The organism is Paucisalibacillus algeriensis, from assembly GCF_000577245.1.
In the GTDB taxonomy this organism is placed as follows: domain Bacteria; phylum Bacillota; class Bacilli; order Bacillales; family Amphibacillaceae; genus Ornithinibacillus.
In genome coordinates this window covers 554,126-575,143 of the sequence record NZ_CBYO010000022.1, presented here as the reverse complement: position 1 = coordinate 575,143, position 21,018 = coordinate 554,126, and the positions used below count along the sequence as shown (strand labels likewise).

24 protein-coding genes are annotated in these 21,018 nt (G+C 36.9%); 15 read left to right on the top strand and 9 right to left on the bottom strand.

Annotated features, from left to right (window positions below; translation table 11 throughout):
* The first annotated feature begins 17 nt into the window (after positions 1-17).
* From TY11_RS18890 to TY11_RS18850, 10 genes are all read left to right on the top strand, one after another.
* Positions 18-473 carry a GNAT family N-acetyltransferase gene (locus TY11_RS18890; protein WP_042149948.1) on the top strand — a complete coding sequence of 152 codons (456 nt, stop codon included), beginning with the start codon at positions 18-20 and terminating at the stop codon, positions 471-473.
* A 31-nt stretch (positions 474-504) separates the two neighbouring features.
* Positions 505-1,266, top strand: a complete 762-nt coding sequence (locus TY11_RS18885) for a class I SAM-dependent methyltransferase (RefSeq protein WP_042149945.1) — start codon at positions 505-507, stop codon at positions 1,264-1,266.
* Between the two features lie 167 nt (positions 1,267-1,433).
* Positions 1,434-1,610: a hypothetical protein gene (locus TY11_RS20555; protein WP_155982742.1), complete on the top strand. Its 177-nt coding sequence runs from the start codon at positions 1,434-1,436 to the stop codon at positions 1,608-1,610.
* Between the two features lie 49 nt (positions 1,611-1,659).
* Positions 1,660-1,917: a hypothetical protein gene (locus TY11_RS19935; protein ID WP_052345904.1), complete on the top strand. Its 258-nt coding sequence runs from the start codon at positions 1,660-1,662 to the stop codon at positions 1,915-1,917.
* A gap of 154 nt (positions 1,918-2,071) precedes the next feature.
* Positions 2,072-2,971 (top strand): tetratricopeptide repeat protein, encoded by a 900-nt coding sequence (locus TY11_RS18875; protein WP_042149942.1) that lies wholly within the window; start codon positions 2,072-2,074, stop codon positions 2,969-2,971.
* A gap of 279 nt (positions 2,972-3,250) precedes the next feature.
* Positions 3,251-3,397, top strand: a complete 147-nt coding sequence (locus tag TY11_RS20735) for a hypothetical protein (protein ID WP_197025124.1) — start codon at positions 3,251-3,253, stop codon at positions 3,395-3,397.
* A 223-nt stretch (positions 3,398-3,620) separates the two neighbouring features.
* Positions 3,621-4,076: an SRPBCC family protein gene (locus tag TY11_RS18865; RefSeq protein WP_042149935.1), complete on the top strand. Its 456-nt coding sequence runs from the start codon at positions 3,621-3,623 to the stop codon at positions 4,074-4,076.
* A 20-nt stretch (positions 4,077-4,096) separates the two neighbouring features.
* Complete coding sequence (locus tag TY11_RS18860) at positions 4,097-4,543, top strand: GyrI-like domain-containing protein (RefSeq protein WP_042149931.1); 447 nt, start codon at positions 4,097-4,099, stop codon at positions 4,541-4,543.
* A gap of 28 nt (positions 4,544-4,571) precedes the next feature.
* The gene (locus TY11_RS18855; RefSeq protein WP_042149928.1) at positions 4,572-5,081 is read left to right on the top strand and encodes a GNAT family N-acetyltransferase; all 510 of its coding nucleotides are present in this window, start codon (positions 4,572-4,574) and stop codon (positions 5,079-5,081) included.
* 434 nt (positions 5,082-5,515) lie between these two features.
* Complete coding sequence (locus TY11_RS18850; protein ID WP_042149925.1) at positions 5,516-6,340, top strand: DUF817 domain-containing protein; 825 nt, start codon at positions 5,516-5,518, stop codon at positions 6,338-6,340.
* Between the two features lie 110 nt (positions 6,341-6,450).
* On the opposite strand, the gene TY11_RS18845 is transcribed toward TY11_RS18850, so the two are convergent.
* From TY11_RS18845 to TY11_RS18825, 5 genes are all read right to left on the bottom strand, one after another.
* The gene (locus TY11_RS18845) at positions 6,451-7,014 is read right to left on the bottom strand and encodes a DUF1259 domain-containing protein (RefSeq protein ID WP_369797425.1); all 564 of its coding nucleotides are present in this window, start codon (positions 7,012-7,014) and stop codon (positions 6,451-6,453) included.
* A gap of 293 nt (positions 7,015-7,307) precedes the next feature.
* The gene (locus tag TY11_RS18840; protein WP_042149922.1) at positions 7,308-7,790 is read right to left on the bottom strand and encodes a GNAT family N-acetyltransferase; all 483 of its coding nucleotides are present in this window, start codon (positions 7,788-7,790) and stop codon (positions 7,308-7,310) included.
* 146 nt (positions 7,791-7,936) lie between these two features.
* A complete protein-coding gene (locus TY11_RS18835) occupies positions 7,937-8,329 on the bottom strand; it encodes a cupredoxin domain-containing protein (protein WP_042149919.1) in 393 nt (130 codons plus the stop codon).
* Between the two features lie 178 nt (positions 8,330-8,507).
* Entirely contained in the window at positions 8,508-9,386 is an 879-nt protein-coding gene (locus TY11_RS18830; RefSeq protein ID WP_042149917.1) for a DMT family transporter, read from the bottom strand.
* Positions 9,387-9,592: 206 nt separating this feature from the next.
* The gene (locus TY11_RS18825; RefSeq protein ID WP_042149914.1) at positions 9,593-9,904 is read right to left on the bottom strand and encodes a putative quinol monooxygenase; all 312 of its coding nucleotides are present in this window, start codon (positions 9,902-9,904) and stop codon (positions 9,593-9,595) included.
* Between the two features lie 246 nt (positions 9,905-10,150).
* Here TY11_RS18825 and TY11_RS18820 point away from each other — a divergent pair, with 246 nt between their 5' ends.
* From TY11_RS18820 to TY11_RS18805, 4 genes are all read left to right on the top strand, one after another.
* Positions 10,151-11,491: an alkaline phosphatase gene (locus TY11_RS18820; protein WP_042149911.1), complete on the top strand. Its 1,341-nt coding sequence runs from the start codon at positions 10,151-10,153 to the stop codon at positions 11,489-11,491.
* Positions 11,492-11,655: 164 nt separating this feature from the next.
* Positions 11,656-13,074: a M20 family metallopeptidase gene (locus tag TY11_RS18815; protein WP_042149908.1), complete on the top strand. Its 1,419-nt coding sequence runs from the start codon at positions 11,656-11,658 to the stop codon at positions 13,072-13,074.
* Between the two features lie 43 nt (positions 13,075-13,117).
* Positions 13,118-14,542 (top strand): YfcC family protein, encoded by a 1,425-nt coding sequence (locus TY11_RS18810; protein WP_042149905.1) that lies wholly within the window; start codon positions 13,118-13,120, stop codon positions 14,540-14,542.
* A gap of 219 nt (positions 14,543-14,761) precedes the next feature.
* Positions 14,762-15,790: a serine hydrolase domain-containing protein gene (locus TY11_RS18805; protein WP_042149900.1), complete on the top strand. Its 1,029-nt coding sequence runs from the start codon at positions 14,762-14,764 to the stop codon at positions 15,788-15,790.
* A 47-nt stretch (positions 15,791-15,837) separates the two neighbouring features.
* Here TY11_RS18805 and TY11_RS18800 read toward each other — a convergent pair whose 3' ends face one another.
* Positions 15,838-16,761, bottom strand: a complete 924-nt coding sequence (locus TY11_RS18800; protein ID WP_042149897.1) for a DsbA family protein — start codon at positions 16,759-16,761, stop codon at positions 15,838-15,840.
* A gap of 192 nt (positions 16,762-16,953) precedes the next feature.
* Here TY11_RS18800 and TY11_RS18795 point away from each other — a divergent pair, with 192 nt between their 5' ends.
* Positions 16,954-17,511, top strand: a complete 558-nt coding sequence (locus tag TY11_RS18795; RefSeq protein WP_042149894.1) for a TetR/AcrR family transcriptional regulator — start codon at positions 16,954-16,956, stop codon at positions 17,509-17,511.
* A gap of 93 nt (positions 17,512-17,604) precedes the next feature.
* Here TY11_RS18795 and TY11_RS18790 read toward each other — a convergent pair whose 3' ends face one another.
* The 3 genes from TY11_RS18790 to TY11_RS18775 all read right to left on the bottom strand — a co-directional run bounded on the left by TY11_RS18790 (position 17,605) and on the right by TY11_RS18775 (position 21,014).
* Positions 17,605-18,126 (bottom strand): CueP family metal-binding protein, encoded by a 522-nt coding sequence (locus tag TY11_RS18790; protein WP_042149891.1) that lies wholly within the window; start codon positions 18,124-18,126, stop codon positions 17,605-17,607.
* 98 nt (positions 18,127-18,224) lie between these two features.
* A complete protein-coding gene (locus TY11_RS18785; protein ID WP_042149889.1) occupies positions 18,225-19,514 on the bottom strand; it encodes a S41 family peptidase in 1,290 nt (429 codons plus the stop codon).
* 723 nt (positions 19,515-20,237) lie between these two features.
* Positions 20,238-21,014 carry a S1C family serine protease gene (locus TY11_RS18775; RefSeq protein WP_052345903.1) on the bottom strand — a complete coding sequence of 259 codons (777 nt, stop codon included), beginning with the start codon at positions 21,012-21,014 and terminating at the stop codon, positions 20,238-20,240.
* Between the last annotated feature and the right edge of the window lie 4 nt (positions 21,015-21,018).

Genomic DNA, 21,018 nt, shown 5'->3' with positions numbered 1-21,018 from the left:
TACTGGCGGTGATATAAATGCAACTTGAATTCAAAGGAATAGATAAAAACAACTATGAAAAATGCGTGGAATTAAATGTAAATAAAGACCAAGAAGATTTTGTTGCACCAAATTGGTGGTCGTTGCTTGAGGAGAAATACGAAGATGGAGAGAAGCATCCATTATCTATTTATGATAACGGAACGATGGTTGGATTTATCATGTATAGTTTCTATCCCGCGGATGATGATTACCCACTAGATTCATGGTGGATAGAAAGATTCATGATAGATAAAGAGTTTCAGCATAAGGGATACGGCAAGGCTGCTTTAAGAAAGTTCTTAGATTATTTTAGAACTTTATATGGAAATATTGACCTAAGAATCACAACTGTACCTGAGAATGATGTAGCAACTAAACTATATGAGAATCTAGGGTTTTCCAAGACAGGTGAAATAGCAGGCGGAGAAGTTGTACTACATATCAAATTATAATAAAACACTAAAAATAGAAGGAGAAAAATGAATGCTAGGATATTATAATAAGCTATCTTCTGAAGTATATGATCTTGATAAATATATTGGTCTATCATTTGGGGATGTAGAATTTTATAGCCAAAGACTAGCTGATTGTAAAGGAAACATTCTCGAACCAGGGGTAGGAACTGGGCGAATTCTTATCCCGCTATTGGAAAATGGTTTTCATGTGGATGGTTTTGATGTTTCGGATGAAATGTTAACCATTTGCCGTAAACATTGTGAGACTAGAGGATTAAAACCAACCCTTTTTAAAGGGGAAATGGAAACCGTTTCCTTGGATAAAAACTATGAAGCAATTATCGTACCTACTGGAACATTTCTTCTCTTGCATAGAAGAGAAGATTCTATCAAAGCATTAAGGAATTTCTACAATTATCTCACAAATGGTGGCAGGCTAATTTTGGATATATTTTTACAAACCGATTTTTCCATGAACAAAGCAACAACCAGAACTTGGGAAACGAATAGTGGTGACATGATCACATTAGAGAGTAAAGTAGTTGAAGTTGACCACATCAATCAATACACGATTTCACATCATCGTTATGAAAAATGGCGTAACGGCGAATTAATTCAGACAGAACTAGAACGGTTCCCCCTAAGATGGTATGGAGTTGAAGAACTTAAAATGATTCTGGAACAAATTGGGTTTGGAGATATACAGATTTCTGCAGATTACAAGTACGGTAAATATCCAATGAAGACAAGTCAAATCATTACATTTGAGGCTGTTGCTTATAAGGACTAATTTGCATAGAAAATTTTTACTTGGTCACCTATTACTCTAGGTGTTTTAAATAGCTTTTCCCGTTGTAACATTAAGCTAATGATAACTATTATGGTCTTAGAGGTGAGCTAAATTAAAAGAGGAGAGAGATATCATTTTTCTTCGGAAAGACGAAAAGGGGATGTGAAATGGAATTTGTTTTCTTTTACATTACGCCAATAATAGCCGTAATCTTTTTTATTAATTGTGTCTCCATTGCCAAAAAGTTACATAAAGAACAGGATATTCATAATCAAACGTTTTTCACTGCTCTAATGTTTGGGTTTATTGTGCTATCGGTAATTTGGTCTGGTAACATAATATAAAAATTTTGGAGGAGATTTAGAGATTTAGATTAAAAGATTTAGTTATTATTTGGTGTGGACAATTGTTGTTGGGTTGATAATTTACTTTGGTATGAAGTATCAATATTATTTAAACGAAGCTGGTAAACGAGAATTCGATCTTATTCCTCTAGCAAAATTTGTAGCAGTATTCCCTGTTGTTATTGGCTTGGTACTCAGATTACCTAAATTGATAATTGAAATTAGAGAAAAGAAGCAATGGACATTTGATTGGATAAAATTTGTGGTAATTGGCATTCCATCGTTATATATCATTGTAATGTCATAATTGCCATACTCCACGATGGGATTAGGAAGAATTCCTATCCCAGAAATTATTTTAGAAGGAGGTCCGACAATAACTACAATAGCAGGTATTATTTTTGGATATGTGTTATTGGATAGTTTGAAAAAATAGAAGATAGTTTAGGAGAGACTCAGAATTGAAACAAGCATTAATCTATTTCGAATCCAATGAGTATGATAAAGCTTTTCAGCGGATGAAAGAAATACTGAAAAAGAATCGTTCTATAGAAAGTCTCCATAATGTAGCGTGGATGTATGTAAATGAGGAAGAGGATTTGGATACAGGGCAACATTTATTAGAAGAAGCAATAAAGTTAAGACCGTATCATCCTTTTCCTTTTGCGTTACTAGGTGAAATTTATTTGAGGAAAAGCATGTTGAATGACGCAGAAGCTTTACTAAATAAAGTGTTGGAAATGGAACGTCTTCCTGCCGTGGTTCATAACCTTGGTGTAGTCTATGCCAGAAAGAAGCAATGGAAAAAGGCGGCTGAATATTTCCAAGAAATTGCTAGGCCATCAAGTTATGAACTTTTGCTTGAAATCTATTCTCGGATTCAATTTGGTGATGATATGGCAAGAGAATTAATGTTGCAATGGGATGAGAAGCATGATGATTTTATTGGTTGGATGGAAGTGGCTGATTTATGGATTGAATTGGGAGAATTTGCATTGGCCAAAGAGGGATATGAAAAAGAATGGGATATGACTAGTCCCGGACCTTACTCATTGAATCGTTATGGTTATGTGCTGTATCAATTAGGATATGAAGAACAACTCATGATAATTCAAGAAGAAACGTTGAGACATATCGAAGAAGAATTAATAGATGTAAAGCATGAAGCTGATTGGACTGAGGAAGACCGTCAGGAACAAATACAACAATTAGAAAAATGGTATAAACAAGTTCAAGTGCTTCCTGACACATTAAAATCAGGTTTTGTACCACCGGCTGAAATTGATTTTTTTGTTGAAGGTGGTTGCTACTTATTCGGCTGTCGTCAGCATAACCATCCATTTTATAAAGAGAGAAAATAAATGGATTAGGTTGGTTAAGTGAAAGGGAGGGTACTGTTTGATATTCGAAACGTTTACCGAATTTATATATAGCTTGTTAATATGGTGGGTATTCCTATTAATCTTTCTAAGGATTAATAGTTATCCGAAAAAGTCTTGGAAAAAGGATATTTTAATATCTTTTATACAAAGTATAGTAGCTTTGCTTATTTTCTTACCTGTCTTTAATCATTTATTGAATGTATATTAGTTGAATGAAGAGTGTACAAATGATTGCAGATCTTGAATAGGGGGTCGGTTATGAGGAGTTTTGTAGATGATCTAGCTGGAGCCATTTATGATATTCTTAAATTTATTATCAAGAGCTTTTGTTATCTCTTGGCTGGTATGATAATTGTTGGTGTACCAATCTATCTATTAGCGTGGGTAATTAACTTTTTTAACTAAAACAAATCAAGATCTTATAGACAGTAGTGAGTAACATATTAGAAAGGGGACAGTAAGTATATGGAGATTTTCGCATTTTCAATTGCAACAGGAGCATTAGGGCTGGCATTGTTTGCATTTTCTAGAATAGAAAACTTGGAAAAAAGAGTAAAAGAAGTGGAAAAGAAAAATTAGTTTAGGTCAATGGGGATAGATTTCAATAAATGGCTAAAAGGAGAACGCTATGCCTGTGATTATCCATAAGCAATTTATTAAAGCGCCTTTAGTACAATGCTTTGATCTTGCTAGAAACGTAGATATACATACTAAAACTACTGCCACTACGAAAGAAAAGGCCGTGGCGGGGACTACACAGGGGTTACTAGAAAAGGGCGACTCTGTTACATGGGAAGCAACTCATTTTGGTATAAAACAAAGGTTAACAGCTAAAGTCATTTATATGGAAAAGCCTATAAAGTTCATTGATGTAATGGTGAAAGGAGCATTTCATTCTTTCACTCATACGCATGAATTTGTAGAAGAAACAGGTGGAACTTTAATGATTGATACTTTTGAGTATAAGTCACCTCTTGGGTCACTTGGCGTAATTGCAGATAAGTTGTTTTTAGAAAGATATATGACTAGTTTTCTAGCTAACAAGGCCCGGGAACTACAGATTATTGCCGAAGAAATATGTTAACTAAATTTGGAGGGGTAAAAATGCAGTGTAAAAAGGTGAAAAAAGAATTTAAGGTAGTAGGTATGAAAGGCAGTGGAGCTTTCTCTAACTTTGGAAACGATGTTCCTGCACTAGCACAGCAAGTATTGCTTCGCTCTAATGAAATCCAAAATAAGACTGATACGGAAGTAGCTTTTTTCGAGCCTAAAGAGGATGAGAACCATCTTGAAGGTCACTACTATGTGGGTTTAGCAGTGAATAACTCGGTTAATGAAGTACCTGTAGGAATGGAGTATATCGAAACAGAACAACATTACGTAACGACTAGAGGTAAGATTACTAGAATTGGAGAACTTCATTCAAGTTTATTGGGATGGGCAGATGAACAGGGTTTTAAAAGAAATCTTGACTCCTACATTGTTGAAACCTATCACCCAATGGAAGATGGCGAAGAAGAGGTAGAGATTTATTTGCCAATCCACGACTAGGAGTAATTTAGTTATTGGAGGTGTAAAAATGGACGTAACGATTTCTCTCATACCATATGAAGATAAGGTAATTCTACATAACTTAATACAGTTATACCGTTACGATAGTAGTGAATTTGATGGCCATGCTTTAACTAAGCATGGACTGTATTCTTATAAGTACTTAGATCACCAATGGACAGAGGATTACCGCCGTCCATTTATTATCGAAGTTGATGGTGAGATTGCAGGGTTTGCGTTAATTATACTTGATGTGCCTAAGGAATATGTTAAATTAAGTAATGATGAAAAGACAAACGTCATAAGCGACTTCTTTATTATGAAGAAGTTCCGCCGTAAAGGTGTTGGAAAAAAAGTAGCGTTTATTCTATTTGAACAATTTGGGGGTACATGGGAAGTTAGACAAACCGAATCGAATAAACCAGCATATTCATTTTGGAAGAGAGTTATTTCTGATTACTCTAATAGTGGAACGATTAAAGAACAGAAATTACAGGGAGAAGAATGGAATGGTCCTGTGTTTGTTTTTGAATCATAGTAAGATTCAAAAGATAGTGCAGAAGAAGAACTTGGAAATAAGCCAAGTTCTTTTTTTATTGTCTACACTACGTCAGCATATTTTTAGGGGGAGAATTACTAGATTTAATCATTATACTCTACCCTGTAAAACCATCTAAATCCTTATTCTGAATTTCATTGCATCAATATACAACAATAAAATAATAAACAAAATCAATAACTTTTTATTGTAAAACGATAAAAATTAATTTATAATCAATTTGTAAACAATAAGCGAGGTGTATGTTTCAGCGATACCGTTTAACATGGCATTAAATCAGGCTCTTAAACTGGTGAATTGCACCAACAGAAACCAAGCTTTTGCATAAATCTCTGTTCTAGCTTTAAACAATAAAGTTTAGAGTCCTGTAGAGTAATAGTTTTTAAAATAATTGATAAAAAGGGAGTTATAGAATGAGTTTAGCCATCCAACATGAAACTCAGAAACGAAAGTGGAAAAACCAAATCCTCAGATCTATAAAACAACTGACTTGTTTTGGATGGGAGCTTGCCCTTTCCTGTGTGTTTCCTGTCGTTATATTTGCCTCTTTAGCAATTACGCAAACCATTTCACTTCCATTCCTACCTCGGTATGACTGGCTGCTTATCATCTTCCTTCTGATGCAGGTTTGGATGGTGCGTTCCGGTCTAGAAACAAGGGATGAATTAAAGGTCATTACACTGTTCCACCTTATTGGGCTTGCTCTTGAAATTTTCAAGGTACATATGGGATCCTGGTCTTACCCGGAGGAAGGTATCGCTAAGATTCTTGGAGTACCTTTGTATAGCGGATTCATGTATGCAAGTGTCGCGAGTTTTTTTTGCCAAGCATGGCGGAGGTTACAGGTTGAACTGATTAAGTGGCCGCCGTTTTGGACTGTTGTACCACTTGCTGCTTCTATTTATTTGAATTTTTTCACCCACCATTATTGGATTGATATTCGTTACTGGTTGGCAGGGCTAGTCATAATTGTTTTCTGGAAATCATGGGTCTCTTACGATGTAAAAGGAACACGGTACAGAATGCCTCTCGCACTTTCCTTTATACTCATCGGATTCTTTATTTGGATTGCAGAAAATATTGCAACATTCTTTGGAGCTTGGAAATATCCCAACCAAACAGATGCCTGGAGTCTGGTTTCTCTTGGTAAGGTAAGCTCCTGGGTTTTACTAGTGATTGTGAGTTTTCTAATTGTAGCCACATTAAAAAGGGTAAAGGGAAGTTATGTTCGTTTATAATACTAGTGGAACAACAAAAACGAATAACGAAGCAGTTTCGGTAAAAGAGGAATTGAGTAGATATAATGCCATTTGTGATGTTTACTGAAAACATACAAATGGCTCGAATTTTAGAAGAGTCTTGCTTCTTTTGCAGCTGCTCTACTAGCTCTTGCAAATTCAAATGGACTCATCCCAACATTCTCCCAATGCAAATACATTAATCGTGGTTCTTCAAATAGCCAATGGTTATGAAATGCAGTTACGATAATTCCTCTTCTTCGTAATGCATCGATCATTGGATTAACCTCTTTTTGAAGGATTACTGTTTCACCTAGGTTTAGGCCGTTATCTTCGAAGGATAACATGAAAGGAAGAGCTAATGGGGAACGGGTACGGCGTCCTAAAATAGTTGCTCTAATATCCCTAAGTCGCATAACAACACAGACAGGATCTGCGGTGACTATCTCCCCTCCAATAATATCAGCTAGCTGTTGGCAAGTTGATTCATTTCTTCCTCTCACATTACGTTGACCAACCTCTCGATGCTTTCTATTTGATTTATTCATTCGGGAATTTGAACTTGATTCGAAAAAATCATCAATATCAATATACTTCGTATAGTTCGTATCATTGCTTTCAGAACCACTATAGAAATTTTGATTTCTATTATTACTAAATTTTCTTCTGTTCACTTATACCACCTCCTTCTCGGACCCTTGCAGGATAGTATATTCAGAAAATTTAAATGAGTATAGACAAGTAATCTAAGACAAAAATCCTTTTATTATAAAACCTTGTAACGATAATAGTTTATCTATCTAATAAATGAAAACATTACCCCGAGGTATAGCTAAAACTAAATAAAAAATAGCTAGTCCATTCAATGAACCTAGCCATTTATACTGTATTTAATCGAATATTTTACTATACATCCCAGATTATAAATCGTCATTAAGAATGGTAAGGGCACCCATTACTCTTTTTTTTAAGCTCCTTCTTTAAGAACCTTCTTATAAAAAACTAGGGTTGCGTTATCGTTTAATTTTTTACTAACCCCTGTTTTGTGATAGCCCATCTTTTCATATAAATAACAATTTCGTTCTTCCTCCTGTAAGGTGGCCAATTCCCATGTATTTGCCTGAGGGAACACTTCTTCCATTAAGGTTATTACCTTCTGGGCTATTCCTTTTCCTTGATGGGAGGGTAGAATAAACATAGGGCTTATCCAAAACTGTACGTCTTCTCTCCAAAAAACACAGATAGCTCCAACTAGGTTGTGATCGGCTAAAATCTTATAAAAACTACCATTGGGATTATTTATTCTCGTTAATACTCTGTCAATAGTTTCTTTTGCTGGGTTGGAATCATAATCCTTATACTTATCCAATAGTGGCTTAAACGCCTTTACTTGAATTTCAAAAATAGCTAGTGCATCATTATCTGTTGCTTTTTCTAACCGAATCTCCATATCCTCACCCAATCTCTTAATCTATTTAGATAGTAAATATAATACTAACATAATATTACAGATGTGCTATTAGATTTTTTTATAAGAAAAGACGATCCCTCTTGAGATCGCCTAGCTTACACTTTTAGCCTATTAGTTAAGCCTGCTCAGTTATTTACTACTACTTTTCCAACCATTCCTTCTTTGACATGGTACCGACATATCAGTTCATATGTACCTGGATTTTCCGGTTTCAGAGTAATGGTTTTCTCTTCACCAGGCTGAAGTTCAACATCAATTCCTAGTTTTTTTACGGTGAAGGTATGCTCTTTCTGTCCTATATTCTTTAATTGTAATTTTGTTGATTTTCCAGAAGGAATAGTGATCTCTTCAGGATTAAAGTAATCATCGTTTAACTCAACAATTATCTTATTTTCATTGTTCATATGCTGTATTAAGTCCTCGGATTGTGCAAGTACACCTTGTGGACCTGTTGCTATAATAGCCACAATCATCACAAGCAAAATAACTAGTCCTGGTAACCGATTTTTCACAGACATGTGATTCCTCCTTTCTTATGTGCTAATTTCTTCTAACCCATCAATTATTATCGCTCAAAATCGGTTATATTATTTATTCCTATAAATGAAAAGGAACACAACAACTCTAGATGTAAATAAATGAAGTATAAAAAAAGCGATAGTTTAGCTCAAAACTTGCTAGACTACCGCTAAATAGTTATGTATTTCTTAACGTCCTTTTCCTATGAAAACTCGGCTTTAATTCCGCAATAAGAATTGCCATCAGAATTAATACAGCCCCTGTGATCATCCGTCCAGTCAAGACCTCATGTAGGAATATGACGGATAAGACCATTCCAAAAAATGATTCCATGGAAAGGATGATGGCTCCTTTAGTGGCTGTTGTATACCGGAAAGCAACGTTCTGGCAAACATATGCAATCGTTGTTGAAAATAAGGCTAAATAGACAATCGAATAAACAGCTTCTTTTTCAAGTGTTGTTGGTATATCACCTTGTATGAGCACTGCAACAACACCAATGACTGAAGCAGTGATAAATTGCATGATTGTTAGCGAAATAGCATCTTCTTTTTTAACAAAAAGATTGGTGTAAAAGATATCAAATGCAAAGGCCACGGCACAGGCTAAAGATAGTGCATCACCGATATTGATTGTTATAGAGCCTTGTAAGGATAAAAAGCCAATACCGACAATGGCTATGACGGATCCCAAAATTTCATATCGATCAATTTTCCGTTTATAAATAAGGTAGGCAATGATTGGTACAATTACGACATTAACTGCTGTTAAAAAGGCATTTTTAGATGGTGTTGTGTATTCTAAACCAACCGTTTGTAAGGCAAATCCAATATATAGAATAGTTCCTAAAATAGCACCCTTCCATACGATAGACTTTGTGAATGTTTTAAACTTCTTTCCAAATATAAGGGCGAGTATTATCGTGGCTAATATAAATCTTCCGGCCATTACTTGATAAGCAGTTAAATATTCAAGGGCTATAGCAGTTACGACAAATCCACTACCCCAAACAATAGCTGTGATAAGGAGCATCCCGTCTCCGACGTATTGTTTCATTATACTTCTCCTGTTCCCTCGCTCTTCTGATCTCTTCCTAACTAATTAAGAATAGTCCTGAGTTGCAATTTTTAATTATTAATAAAGATTATAGAACATAATAGTTGAAATTTGTTATATTTCGTTTTGATACTATTCGAAATGGTAAGTTCTAGAACTAAAAAAGCGATCATAGTGGTGACCGCCTTGGTTTAGCTAATTTTAGCTTAAGATAGAATACCTTTTCCACCTTTTGTTTCTAGTGTACTGATTCTTTCCATCCCAGTAATAATCGGCTTTGCACGGCTTATTAATGCTTGAGTAGATTCAAGTGATAGTGAAGCTTGATGTGCATTTTCATTACTCCATACCTCATAAACGTAAACACAATTTGGTTCGTTATCAGATGTACTTACGAGGTAAATCTCACACTCTTCAAGGTTATTCAATGATTCTGCAGCCTCTAATAAAATCTCTACCAGCTTATCTTGTTGGCCTTCTCGTACAATAAACTTACCAAATATACTAAACTTACTCATCAACGACACCCCTTATATAAGATAGTTACTATATTCTCCATTATAATTCTATACTCCTTTATATTTATTAAATTATCTCCAAACCACAGTTGAACTTGATTACATAAGAGATTGTACTAGTTACAGTGAAAAAGTAATAGGTATATTGTCTGAAATTTCTTTATTGAATATTTACTATCGCTTAATCTTACTTCAATATCTATCAATTATTCTATTAGTGTAGTAAAAATTGAGAGGAGAGATTATATGTTTAAAAAGCTAGGAGTAGTTGCTTTAAGTGGAGCCTTAGTATTTTCAGGATTAAGTTTAAGTTCGGTAGATGCTGCGAAGCCGGACCATGCTGGTAAAGGAAAAGGGAATAATGGTAAGGTAGAGAATGTTATTTACATGATTCCTGATGGATTTAGTGCTGACTATGCAACCAACTATCGAGTGTATAAGGGCGAAGACGCAGTTTGGGATGAGTATTTAAAAGGTATGTATACAACTAATTCTGCTAACTCTGCCATTACAGATTCTGCAGCTGCTGGCACAGCAATGGCTACCGGTGTAAAAACAAACAATGGTGTTATCGGACTCGATCCAGAAGGTAATGAATTAGAAACAATCCTAGAAGCGGCTGAAAAAGCTGGTAAATCTTCAGGACTTGTGGCTACTTCAACGATTACCCATGCTACTCCTGCCTCATTTGCGGCACATGTTGATAATCGAAATAATGAAACAGAAATTGCTAAACAACTAGTTGCTAGTGATGTAGATGTTATACTTGGTGGAGGAAAAAATAACTTTCTTCCAATATCACTAGGTGGAAAGCAAGCAGAACTTAATCTAGTAGAACAAGCAGAAGAGAAAGGTTTTAATTTTATAGAAACTCGTGATCAATTAAAGAATATTGAGGACTTAGATGTAGAAAAGGGAGATAAGTTACTAGGTTTATTCGCGGGTGATGCGCTTGCACCTGAATTACATCGCGCTGAAACAGAAGAGCCAAGTCTAGCGGAAATGACTGAGACAGCTATTAATGTGCTAGAAGAGGATAAAGATGGATTCTTCTTAGTAGTAGAAGGTAGCCAAATTGATTGGGCTGGACATGATAATGATTCAGCTTGGGCAATGTCTGATGTTGCTGCTTTTGAAGGAGCAGTAGAAAAGGCGATGGAATTTGCTAAAAAAGATGGTAAAACAATAGTAGTTGTTGCTGGTGACCATGATACAGGTGGTATGACTACTGGTGCATATGGTTCAATGGAATTGAATGCCAATGTATTAAGAAATGTAACTGCAACTGGTGATTATATGGCTACGCAATTAAATAGTAATCGTTCTAATGTGAAGGAAGTTGTTGAAGCTCATACCGGATTAGAGTTATCAGAAGAGGAAGTTCAACGTATCCAGAAAGCTCAAAATGCATCTATGGAAATCAATACTGTAGTAAGTGAACATGCACGTATTGGCTGGACAAGCACGAACCACACTGGTGCTGATATTCCACTTTATGTGTATGGCCCACAATCCCAAAAGTTTGTCGGCTTCCATGATAATACAGACCTTCCAAGAATAATAAAAGAAGTAATGAAGTTAAAATAGGGAACTGGTATTTTAAAGTAAGTAGTTATCGAGTGCTAATCGAAGTGATTAGCACTTTTTTATTTGTTTTGAGTAATGACAAAATTTAAATTGACACTTCCTAATAAAGTTTCTATAATTATTCATTATAATGAATTATTATGTGCCAACTAATTATTACATAAATGGGAGTGTCTACTGTGCATCACACTATAGAAATAGACGAAATAATTGAGAGAAAACGAGATTTATATATTAATATAAGCGAAAAAATATGGAACTTTGCTGAAATGAGCTACGAGGAAAAAGAATCAGCTGAATTACTTTGTAAAAGCTTGGAAGAACAAGGATTTGAAGTGGAAAGAGGGGTAGCTGGGATAGATACAGCTTTTATCGGGAGTTATGGAAGTGGTGGTCCTGTAGTTGCTATTCTAGGAGAATTTGACGCATTAGCGGGTTTGAGTCAGGAAAAAGGGGTAGCGGAGTATAGGCCTCTATCTAAAAATGGTAGTGGGCATGGATGTGGTCATAATTTGCTTGGGACAGGAGCCTTTGCAGCTGCTGTTGCGGTAAAAGAATATATGCAGGAGAATGGTCTTTCCGGTACAGTTCGGTACTATGGGTGTCCAGCAGAAGAAAGTGGTGACGGTAAAACCTATATGGTACGTGAAGGCTTGTTTGATGATGTTGACTTTGCTCTGACCTGGCATCCGATGTCAGTTAATGCGGTAAGCTATATGAATGCTCTAGCAACCTATCAGGTATATTTTCGTTTCAAAGGTCGTGCTTCCCATGCGGCTACGTCGCCTCACCTTGGTAGAAGTGCGCTAGATGCAGTAGAACTGATGAATGTGGGTGTGAATTATTTACGCGAGCATATTATTGATGATGCAAGAATTCATTATGCCATTACAAATACAGGTGGATTTTCCCCGAATGTGGTACAGGCGGAAGCCGAAGTACTATATTTAATCCGTGCGCCAAAGGTTGGAGAAGTAGAGAACATTTATCAGCGAGTTCACAAAATTGCGCAGGGCGCAGCGTTAATGACAGAGACAGAACTAGAAATAGAATTTGATAGCGGCACCTCGGATCTCATTAGAAACACGACGTTAGATAAGGTAATGTTGGAAAACTTCCAAAAGCTAGGAGTACCTGAATTCACCGAGGGTGAAATAAACTTTGCTGAAAAGATTCAAGCAACCTTGACAGAAGAGGAACTAGCAGATCTATGGGACGATAGTCTACGTGGGAAAGCATTAACAGATGTTATCTTACCGCTACAAGGTGAAGAAAAAGCATTTGGATCAACCGATGTAGCAGACGTGAGCTGGGTTACGCCAACCGCACAAGTACATACAACCTGTATTGCAAATGGTACTTCGCTTCATACATGGCAGGTAGTGTCACAAGTCGGGACATCGATTGGACATAAAGGAATGTTACATGCAGGTAAAGTAATTGCAGCAACAGCAGTAGAAATGATGCAAAATGAAGACTTGATTCAACAAGCAAAAAAAGATTTACAAGCTAAATTAGGTGGGAAAAGGTATGTTTCTCCTATTCCTAGTGATGTAGTTCCGCCAATTAATAGAAAAAATTAGATTAATAGATAAACTAATTCGGGAATGAGAAGGGGAAGTTGACATGGCTATAGCAGCAAAAAAAGAATTAGAAGGACAGAATAAGAAAAAGAAGCGGTTTTCCTCACCACATCCATTTATTATTCTTTTTTCTGTTATCGTACTAACCGCGATAAGCACGTATTTTATTCCGGCAGGACAGTTTGAAAGAACGACGAATGAAGTTGGACAAACCATAGTAGTAGAGGATACCTACCAAACAGTAGAATCCAACCCAACGGGATTATTAGAAATTTTTCAAGCCGTTCCTAAAGGAATGGTAGAAGGTGCATCGATTATCTTCTTTATATTTATTGTGGGTGGTGCGTTTAATATTTTCCGAGCAACAAATGCAATTGAAGGGGCACTCGGAAGTATTTCGTCGAAGGTAAGTGGCAAAGAAATATATATTATTCCTGTCGTGATGTTGTTTTTTGGATTAGCTGGTGCATCTTTTGGGATGTTTGAAGAGGCTTTTCCTTTCATATTAGTGTTGGTTCCAATTGCAATTAAATTGGGGTTTGATTCTATCGTAGGTGCGGCCATGGTATTAGTTGGTGTTTCGGCAGGATTTACTGCTGCTTTCTCCAATCCATTTACGATTGGGGTTGCCCAAGGGATAGCAGAGTTACCAATCTTCTCAGGGATGACCTTACGAATAATTTACTGGTTACTATTTATGGCGGTAAGTATTGCGTTTGTCATGAGGTATGCACATAAAGTGAAGAAAGATCCGACGAAAAGTATTATGTACAAGGAAGGAAAAGTTACGTCTACTGAAACTGAAGTTGAAAAGCAGGAGAAGTTAACAAAAACGCAGGCTGTCATATTAGGTGTATTATTACTGACGTTAGTCGTTCTTGCTTATGGTGTACTAGAATATGGCTGGTATATTATTGAGATTGCCGCATTATTTTTGATTTTTGGTATAGTAGTAGGTCTTATTAATCGAATGAAAATTAATGAGATAGCAGAGAACTTTGTGAGAGGATGTAAGGAGCTAGTTGTCGGGGCACTCGTTGTTGGCTTTGCGTATGGTGTTCTAGTATTATTACAGGATTCTAACACAATCGATACAATACTGTATGGTATTACAAATGCAATTTCAGGAATGCCTAGTGAACTAGCAGCCCTAGGAATGTATGTGATGCAAGGGTTAATGAACTTTATTGTAACTTCAGGAAGTGGTCAAGCTGCATTAACCATGCCAATCATGACACCACTTGCAGATTTACTGGATGTAAATCGTCAGACAGCAGTTCTTGCTTTCCAAATGGGAGATGGAATTTCTAATATCTTTGCACCAACAAGTGGTTTATTGTTAGCGGGAATTGCAATGGCTGGAATTTCGTATGGAAAGTGGTTTAAGTGGATTTGGCCATTGATATTAATCCATTACGTAATGGGTGCGATTTTTGTGACGATTGCACATATGTTTGTTTGGGTTTAATACTTACTAAGTAGAATTAAAACGCTTGGGGCTTCTAACTAAAAGGAAGTGCCCCCAAGCGTTTTTTTATTGTTATCTAGTAGACTATGATTTTGTTAACTTAATAGGGATTTATAGCTGTTTCACATCATAATATTACCATGCTAAATTAAATTTTTAAAATATTTTTTATAGGAACATACATTCGTGATATAATCTCACTAAAGGCGGGGATGAAGAATGAATAATGGGAAAATAAACTTAGAAGAGCGGATGGAGTATTATAAGGTACCAGGATTAACAATCACATTAATGGAGAATGGTCAAATTGATACGATAGAAAACTACGGAGTACTTGAAGTAGGGACTAATAGAAAAGTGGATATTGGGTCGGTATTTAGTGCGTGTTCTATTAGTAAATTCGTAACGGGAATGCTTGTGATGAAGCTAACGGAAACCGGGGTTCTCGCTTTAGATGAGGACGTGAACAAGACGTTGCATGGTTGGAAGGTTCCGGAACATCAATTTAGTAGTCCAGTAACTTTACGACAATTACTCAGTCATCAATCAGGAATAATGGATCCGGACGGTAGTTTTGGAGAATTTGCTTCTGGTGTAAATACTCCTCCAATGGTAGAGATTCTAGAAGGGAAAACCCCTTATTGCGTTTCTCCTATAAAGGTAACACATGAACCAGGAAGTGAATTTCATTATTCAGATGCCGGATTCTGTATTATTCAACAGCTAATAGAAAACGTAACCGGAACATCCTTTGAAAAGGTAATGAGGGAACAGATTTTTCAACCACTAGAAATGGAAAATAGTACATACATAATGAATATATTAGAAATCGGAAATAGTAATTTTTCATGTGGTCATAACAAGAATGGTGAAATCGTAAATGGAAAATATCCAATCTACCCCTTTCCAGCAGCTTCAGGTCTATGGACAAATTCCTCCGATCTAGCCAAATTAGTTCTTGAATTATTACATGCGGTCAATGGAAAAAGCAAGTTAGGCTTGTCAACAACCATAGCTAAGGAAATGATTACCCCACAGGGAGGAAAAGATTGGGCTGGACTAGGAATTTTTCTAGACCGTTCAGATGAAAAATTAGAAGTGTCATCTCTAGGTTGGGGAGTAGGGTTCCAATGTATGATGGTAGCCAAGCCTTTTCTAGGTAAAGGCGCCGTAATTATGACAAACGCAGAATTAGGTGTGCATCAGATGGAAGGGTTAATTGGGGAGATATACAAATCAATACTGTAAGGAATGAAAGAATCCGTAAAGCCTCGTGGATTTACGGATTCTTCTAGTTAGCTTAGATTCACAAAATATTTTTCACCAAGAAGTTCCTTTTCCTCATACGTACCATTGGTTAGATGTTCTTCCACATAATTTGAAAGCTTCGGTGGTTCAACATCATACATGACTTCAATTTCTTTAGCAAATAATAGTTTTTCTTCTTTTAACAATTCAGAAAGAGATGGTTGTTTTTTAGGCTCTGGAGTATCATCTAAGGCTTGAGCTAAACCTGATACATAATATTCAAATGGACGGCCACCAACAATTTTTACACCTTTATTATCTTCGTCAACCATGATGATCGTTGGAAAACCTCTAGCGCCAAGTTTTCTGGAAAGAGCGAAGTCTTCCATAAGTAAATTATGTCCGGATTTCTCGTGCGCTTCTTTAACAATTGCCTCTCCATCTAGGTCCATCTTATTAATAATTGCAATCATGACCGCATTCTCACCAATGTTCTCATTAAAAGCAAATAGTGCTTCTCTTGCACGACGTAAGTATTCAAATGCTTTTTCATCACCATGCTGTTTTTGGATAATCTTAAATACACGAGATGGAGGGAAAGATGATTGTACAGGGTTGTCAATCATCAGTGATCCATCAATTGGCATACGTGTGTGATCTCCAACTTCTCGCCAGTGACCGGCAACATCTGCTGGTTTATAGATACCATTTGCAGGGTCAATTGGCCCATCATGCCATTTTTCCAGTAGTCCACCCATTACAGTGTGAAAGTTGAAATAGTGACCATATTGTTCTTTAAAGCGGCGAAGTGTAGGTTCAATTGCCCAACAATGGGAACAAATCGGGTCAGTTACATAGTATAAATCTACTTTTTTGGTTGGCTGGTTAAAATCAATGATTTCCATTTCTTCGTCACCAGCTTCGCCACAAATTCCGGTTTCTAAATCACAAATCATATTTTTGTTGCTCATACCTTAACTTCCTCCTAATATTTTTATATAAGTACTACTTAGAACGCTTTATTTTCGAAATATTAAGCCTGCTGTTTGCTTCCTAAGGTTAGTTTATAAGATAATAAAAACTAAGAACACCAATAGTTCGGCTGAAATGTTGGATATCCAACACATCGGAAAAACTGTTGGAAAAATAGGAGGGTTTTCGAGTTGACTGAGGCAAAAACTGATCCCCGGATTCTTCGGACTCGTAAATTAATAATGGATTCTTTTATCGACCTTTCCAGTAAAAAGGAATTCAAGGATATTACGATAAAAGATATTACCACAGAGGCGATGATTAATCGGGCAACGTTTTATTATCATTTTATGGATATCTATGATCTTCTTGATAAGGCATTAACGGAAGTATTACTAGTCAATTTGAATGGGAAAGAATATGAAAATAGTGAGCTCAATGAAAAGACTCTTGTAAGTTTATTCACTGCGATTACCGATTTTCAAACTTCCTTATCGACTCGCTGTCATCGAGGTTATGAAGATACCATTGCACGTATTATTCGAGACCAGCTAGAAGTAATATTCTTCAGAATGCTTGAACGTCAGCATCCAGAAGAAGTAGAGGAAGGACTAAAGCTTTCCGCAACCATGTTAAGTTGGGGGCTTTACGGGGCTTCGATGGAGTGGAGAAGAAGTAGTGATTCTGTTTCACCGGAAGAATTTATTAGGGCAGCCATTCCTTTTATACAGAATGGGATTGGAAACTAGTTCATTAGAATAGATTAATAGCTACGTTTGTGAAATTCAAAAGCACCTTAAATGCTATTTCCTAGACATTTAAGGTGCTTTTACCGTGTTTTTTTATACTAGCTGCATGGTCGTAATACAAGTTTTATCTCCTTCAAAAGTTGAGATTACAGACTCAGCAACTTTACCATTATGTTCAATGGTTACATTAAATTTCTTATCACGAGGTAACCATAAATCAATGAAGCCATTCTCGAATGTAGTCATTGTTTTATCCACCACAACATTCCCATCTTCATCTTCAATATGGACTTGGAAATCCTTTTCCACTAATTCCCCTTGGCAACCAGTCAAGCTATGGATGGCACATTCATGGGTTGTGGTTTCAAAAGGTGCTATGGAGACAAAAAATTCATCCTCCGGTAGATCATAGGTTGTTTCCTTATTATTTTGATCAGTTACAATTAGTTCATGTGATGTAATGGAGGCTGTGATGTCTTCAAAATCACCAACACTGTACTCATGAACCATTTCTTTGATGTCTTTCTCTTGATTGTTCTCTGAAGTCTCATTATTACAAGCAGCCATAATAGAAAGAAGTAGTACTGCTAGAAAGGATAATCGTAGTATTTTCATTTAAAGTCGCTCCAATACTAAGTTTAATACCTAGTATTTTACCATAATAAGCGCTTTTATAACCTAATGTCACGAAAAGTTCATAAGGATAAATGGCTCTATCCGAGAGTTAATTTACTACTTTTATGAAGAAGATTTAGGGCTTTTTCCATGTCGATGTCCTTTTCTAAGTGCTCTGGTGTCCACGGTATGTAGATATGTGGTTTTATTCCTTGTTCATGATTTGGATCACGATTATCTAGTTGATCCAATCTAGATGTTGGGTATAGAAAATTAAACTGATTGTTCAACGTAATTGCATTTAAGTTCGCATAATCATTGATTCCCATAGTAGGACGACCAACCACGGTGACTTTTGGTGATTGTTTGCATAAGTAAACAAAAGTATCACCCGCGCTACCACAGTAATTATCGGTTATGATGATAATATTCTTCGGGTATTCATGGCCATCGATTTCGAAATCATGATCACTTGATTCATCTCTGAAACTAATAAATCCTTTACCACGATTCTTCACCCAAGGTTCTTTCCATTGTTGTAGTCCTTCTCGATATTGTTCATTATCAACCCTCTCTAATTCTTTATTTATGGACTTAATAGTTAAATCTGCATTTCTTTCCGTGCAGTTAAATTTCATGTTGTAGAAACTACTATCAATCCTATTTGTGCCAGCAGGGAAAATGTACTTTGATAAATTCATATACAATAAATCTCCGCCACCATTATTTGTTCGTACGTCTATGATTAGATTTTTTATGTTTTCTAGGTCTTCTTTGTGCTTATTTATTAGGGTATCTATGGGTGCAGGTTCAAAAAAATCAGAAAGTGTCATACATAACGTATCTGGATTTATTCTTTCGATAGTATGGACAGGCTTATATGGTGATTTCTCGTATTTCTTTAATTCAAGAAGACGACTGTTACCACTCGAATCTATTACCTCTGCCATACTATATTTTGAAATAATACTTCTCCAATCTTCTCGTTCTGCTTTTGTTTCCATTAATTCTCGTTGATGTTTTCTAACTAACTGAGGGATAGGAATATGATCTAATGAAATGATTGCTTCACCAATTTGAACACGGGTTTCCGTCGAAAACTTTGTAACGTATAGCTTGTCCTCATAGCGCCTTACACGAAAGCCATTATCAAATTCCTGTTGTGTTTCTGATTTAATAAGGTTGAACAATATGTGAGGATCCTTAAAATCTAGTATGTAATCTTGTACAATTTCAGCAAAACGATTGGCAGTTAACTTTCCTTCATTCTCTAAATCTACTATCTTTTTCTCAAATTCTTCAGGATTATCCCAACCTCTTTTGTCTATGTAACCAGCATAGTCATGATGCAAGATGTCCACAATTTCACGAAATATATCAATATACATGGTGTTCCCCCTTGTTTAACTTTTCTAAATTAATTGTAATGTATGGATTGTTTATTCACAATACCGCTCTGAGATGATTTGTTCTCGTTCTTGAGGTGGAGAAGGAAAGGTCTTGCCCCCGGTAATTGAAAGCATGTGCCCTTTTTATGAGAGCATCGTACTGAGAGTGAGGAGGAAGAGCCCGAACCAAATAAGCATCGCCCCTAGTGTAGGGAGGATGCACCCAAAACAAACTAACATGCTCCCAATGGTCAGAAGCATGAGCCCAAGTCCAGCAAGTGTCGTCCCAAGCCGAGTGACCATGAGCCCAAGTCCAGCAAGTATCGACCCTAGCCGAGTGACCATGAGCCCGATTCCAGTAAGTATCGTCCCAAGCCCAGCGACCCTGAGCCCGAGTCCAGCAAGTATCGTCCCAAGCAGAGTGACCATGATCCCGAGTCCAGCAAGTATCGACCCAAGCCGAGTGACTATGAGCCCAAGTCCAGCAAGTATCGTCCCAAGCCCGGCATCCATGAGCCCGAGTCAATCAACGATCGTCCCAAGCCCGGTGACCATGAGCCCAATTCAAGCAACGATAGTCCCAAGCCCAGCGACCATGATCCCGAATTCAGCAACGATCGTCCCAAGCCCAGCGACCATGAGCCCGAATTCAGCAACGATAGTCCCAAGCTCAGCGACCATGAGCCTAATTCAATCAACCATCAACCAAATCCCAACCCAACCCTAATCCACCCCTGGCAAATCTACCATCGGGGTATCAGACCACCCTTTAATCATCGACAACACATTCATAATTGGAATACTAAATCCGATAGTCCCAACATCGGATGCTGCCGAATTTATCCCAATCACCTCGCCTGTTTTACCATGGAGGAGTGGGCCACCACTATTTCCTGGGGCAATGGGTGCGGAGATTTGATAGAGGTCTTTGTAAGAGTATGGTTCAATTTCTAAATCGCGGTTTACTCCACTAATAATTCCTGTTGTAACCGTATTGTCTAGACCAAGGGGACTACCTAATGCGAGTATTTCTTCACCAATTTCAGCCTTTTCCATCCGTATTTTCAATGGCTCCATTCCACGTAAGCCATCCACTCTTACAACTGCAATATCAATATCAGTGCTAATACCTATAACTGTCCCAGTGAACCGCTGTTCATCTGAAGTAATGATGGTAACCTCTTTAACGCCACTAACGACATGGGCATTTGTAATGATGTCGCCCATGTCGTTATATAAAAAACCAGAACCGATAGAACCATTCTCGAGTTCAATCTTTACCACTTTCTTTTGTGCATCTTGAATGATATCTTTGACTTCTTTTGTATCGACCTCAACGGCTGTTTCATTCTTTTCCGGGACAACAGAACCTTCCGCTAAGATAGTGGAAGGTTCATCTAATTTATTGGACATATGTCCTTTAATGAAAAATGCCCCAAATATGCCAACACACACCAGTACAAGGGTAATCAACAAACTGATTAGCCAGCGTTTATTCATTACG

What these genes read in the sequence shown, in the direction of transcription:
- TY11_RS18890 (WP_042149948.1), top strand. Translation starts at nt 18, where the DNA reads ATGCAACTTGAATTCAAAGGAATAGATAAAAACAACTATGAAAAATGC.
- TY11_RS18885 (WP_042149945.1), top strand. Translation starts at nt 505, where the DNA reads ATGCTAGGATATTATAATAAGCTATCTTCTGAAGTATATGATCTTGAT.
- TY11_RS20555 (WP_155982742.1), top strand. Translation starts at nt 1,434, where the DNA reads ATGGAATTTGTTTTCTTTTACATTACGCCAATAATAGCCGTAATCTTT.
- TY11_RS20735 (WP_197025124.1), top strand. Translation starts at nt 3,251, where the DNA reads ATGAGGAGTTTTGTAGATGATCTAGCTGGAGCCATTTATGATATTCTT.
- TY11_RS18865 (WP_042149935.1), top strand. Translation starts at nt 3,621, where the DNA reads ATGCCTGTGATTATCCATAAGCAATTTATTAAAGCGCCTTTAGTACAA.
- TY11_RS18860 (WP_042149931.1), top strand. Translation starts at nt 4,097, where the DNA reads ATGCAGTGTAAAAAGGTGAAAAAAGAATTTAAGGTAGTAGGTATGAAA.
- TY11_RS18855 (WP_042149928.1), top strand. Translation starts at nt 4,572, where the DNA reads ATGGACGTAACGATTTCTCTCATACCATATGAAGATAAGGTAATTCTA.
- TY11_RS18850 (WP_042149925.1), top strand. Translation starts at nt 5,516, where the DNA reads ATGAGTTTAGCCATCCAACATGAAACTCAGAAACGAAAGTGGAAAAAC.
- TY11_RS18840 (WP_042149922.1), bottom strand. Translation starts at nt 7,790, where the DNA reads ATGGAGATTCGGTTAGAAAAAGCAACAGATAATGATGCACTAGCTATT.
- TY11_RS18835 (WP_042149919.1), bottom strand. Translation starts at nt 8,329, where the DNA reads ATGTCTGTGAAAAATCGGTTACCAGGACTAGTTATTTTGCTTGTGATG.
- TY11_RS18830 (WP_042149917.1), bottom strand. Translation starts at nt 9,386, where the DNA reads ATGAAACAATACGTCGGAGACGGGATGCTCCTTATCACAGCTATTGTT.
- TY11_RS18825 (WP_042149914.1), bottom strand. Translation starts at nt 9,904, where the DNA reads ATGAGTAAGTTTAGTATATTTGGTAAGTTTATTGTACGAGAAGGCCAA.
- TY11_RS18820 (WP_042149911.1), top strand. Translation starts at nt 10,151, where the DNA reads ATGTTTAAAAAGCTAGGAGTAGTTGCTTTAAGTGGAGCCTTAGTATTT.
- TY11_RS18815 (WP_042149908.1), top strand. Translation starts at nt 11,656, where the DNA reads ATGGGAGTGTCTACTGTGCATCACACTATAGAAATAGACGAAATAATT.
- TY11_RS18810 (WP_042149905.1), top strand. Translation starts at nt 13,118, where the DNA reads ATGGCTATAGCAGCAAAAAAAGAATTAGAAGGACAGAATAAGAAAAAG.
- TY11_RS18805 (WP_042149900.1), top strand. Translation starts at nt 14,762, where the DNA reads ATGAATAATGGGAAAATAAACTTAGAAGAGCGGATGGAGTATTATAAG.
- TY11_RS18800 (WP_042149897.1), bottom strand. Translation starts at nt 16,761, where the DNA reads ATGAGCAACAAAAATATGATTTGTGATTTAGAAACCGGAATTTGTGGC.
- TY11_RS18790 (WP_042149891.1), bottom strand. Translation starts at nt 18,126, where the DNA reads ATGAAAATACTACGATTATCCTTTCTAGCAGTACTACTTCTTTCTATT.
- TY11_RS18785 (WP_042149889.1), bottom strand. Translation starts at nt 19,514, where the DNA reads ATGTATATTGATATATTTCGTGAAATTGTGGACATCTTGCATCATGAC.
- TY11_RS18775 (WP_052345903.1), bottom strand. Translation starts at nt 21,014, where the DNA reads ATGAATAAACGCTGGCTAATCAGTTTGTTGATTACCCTTGTACTGGTG.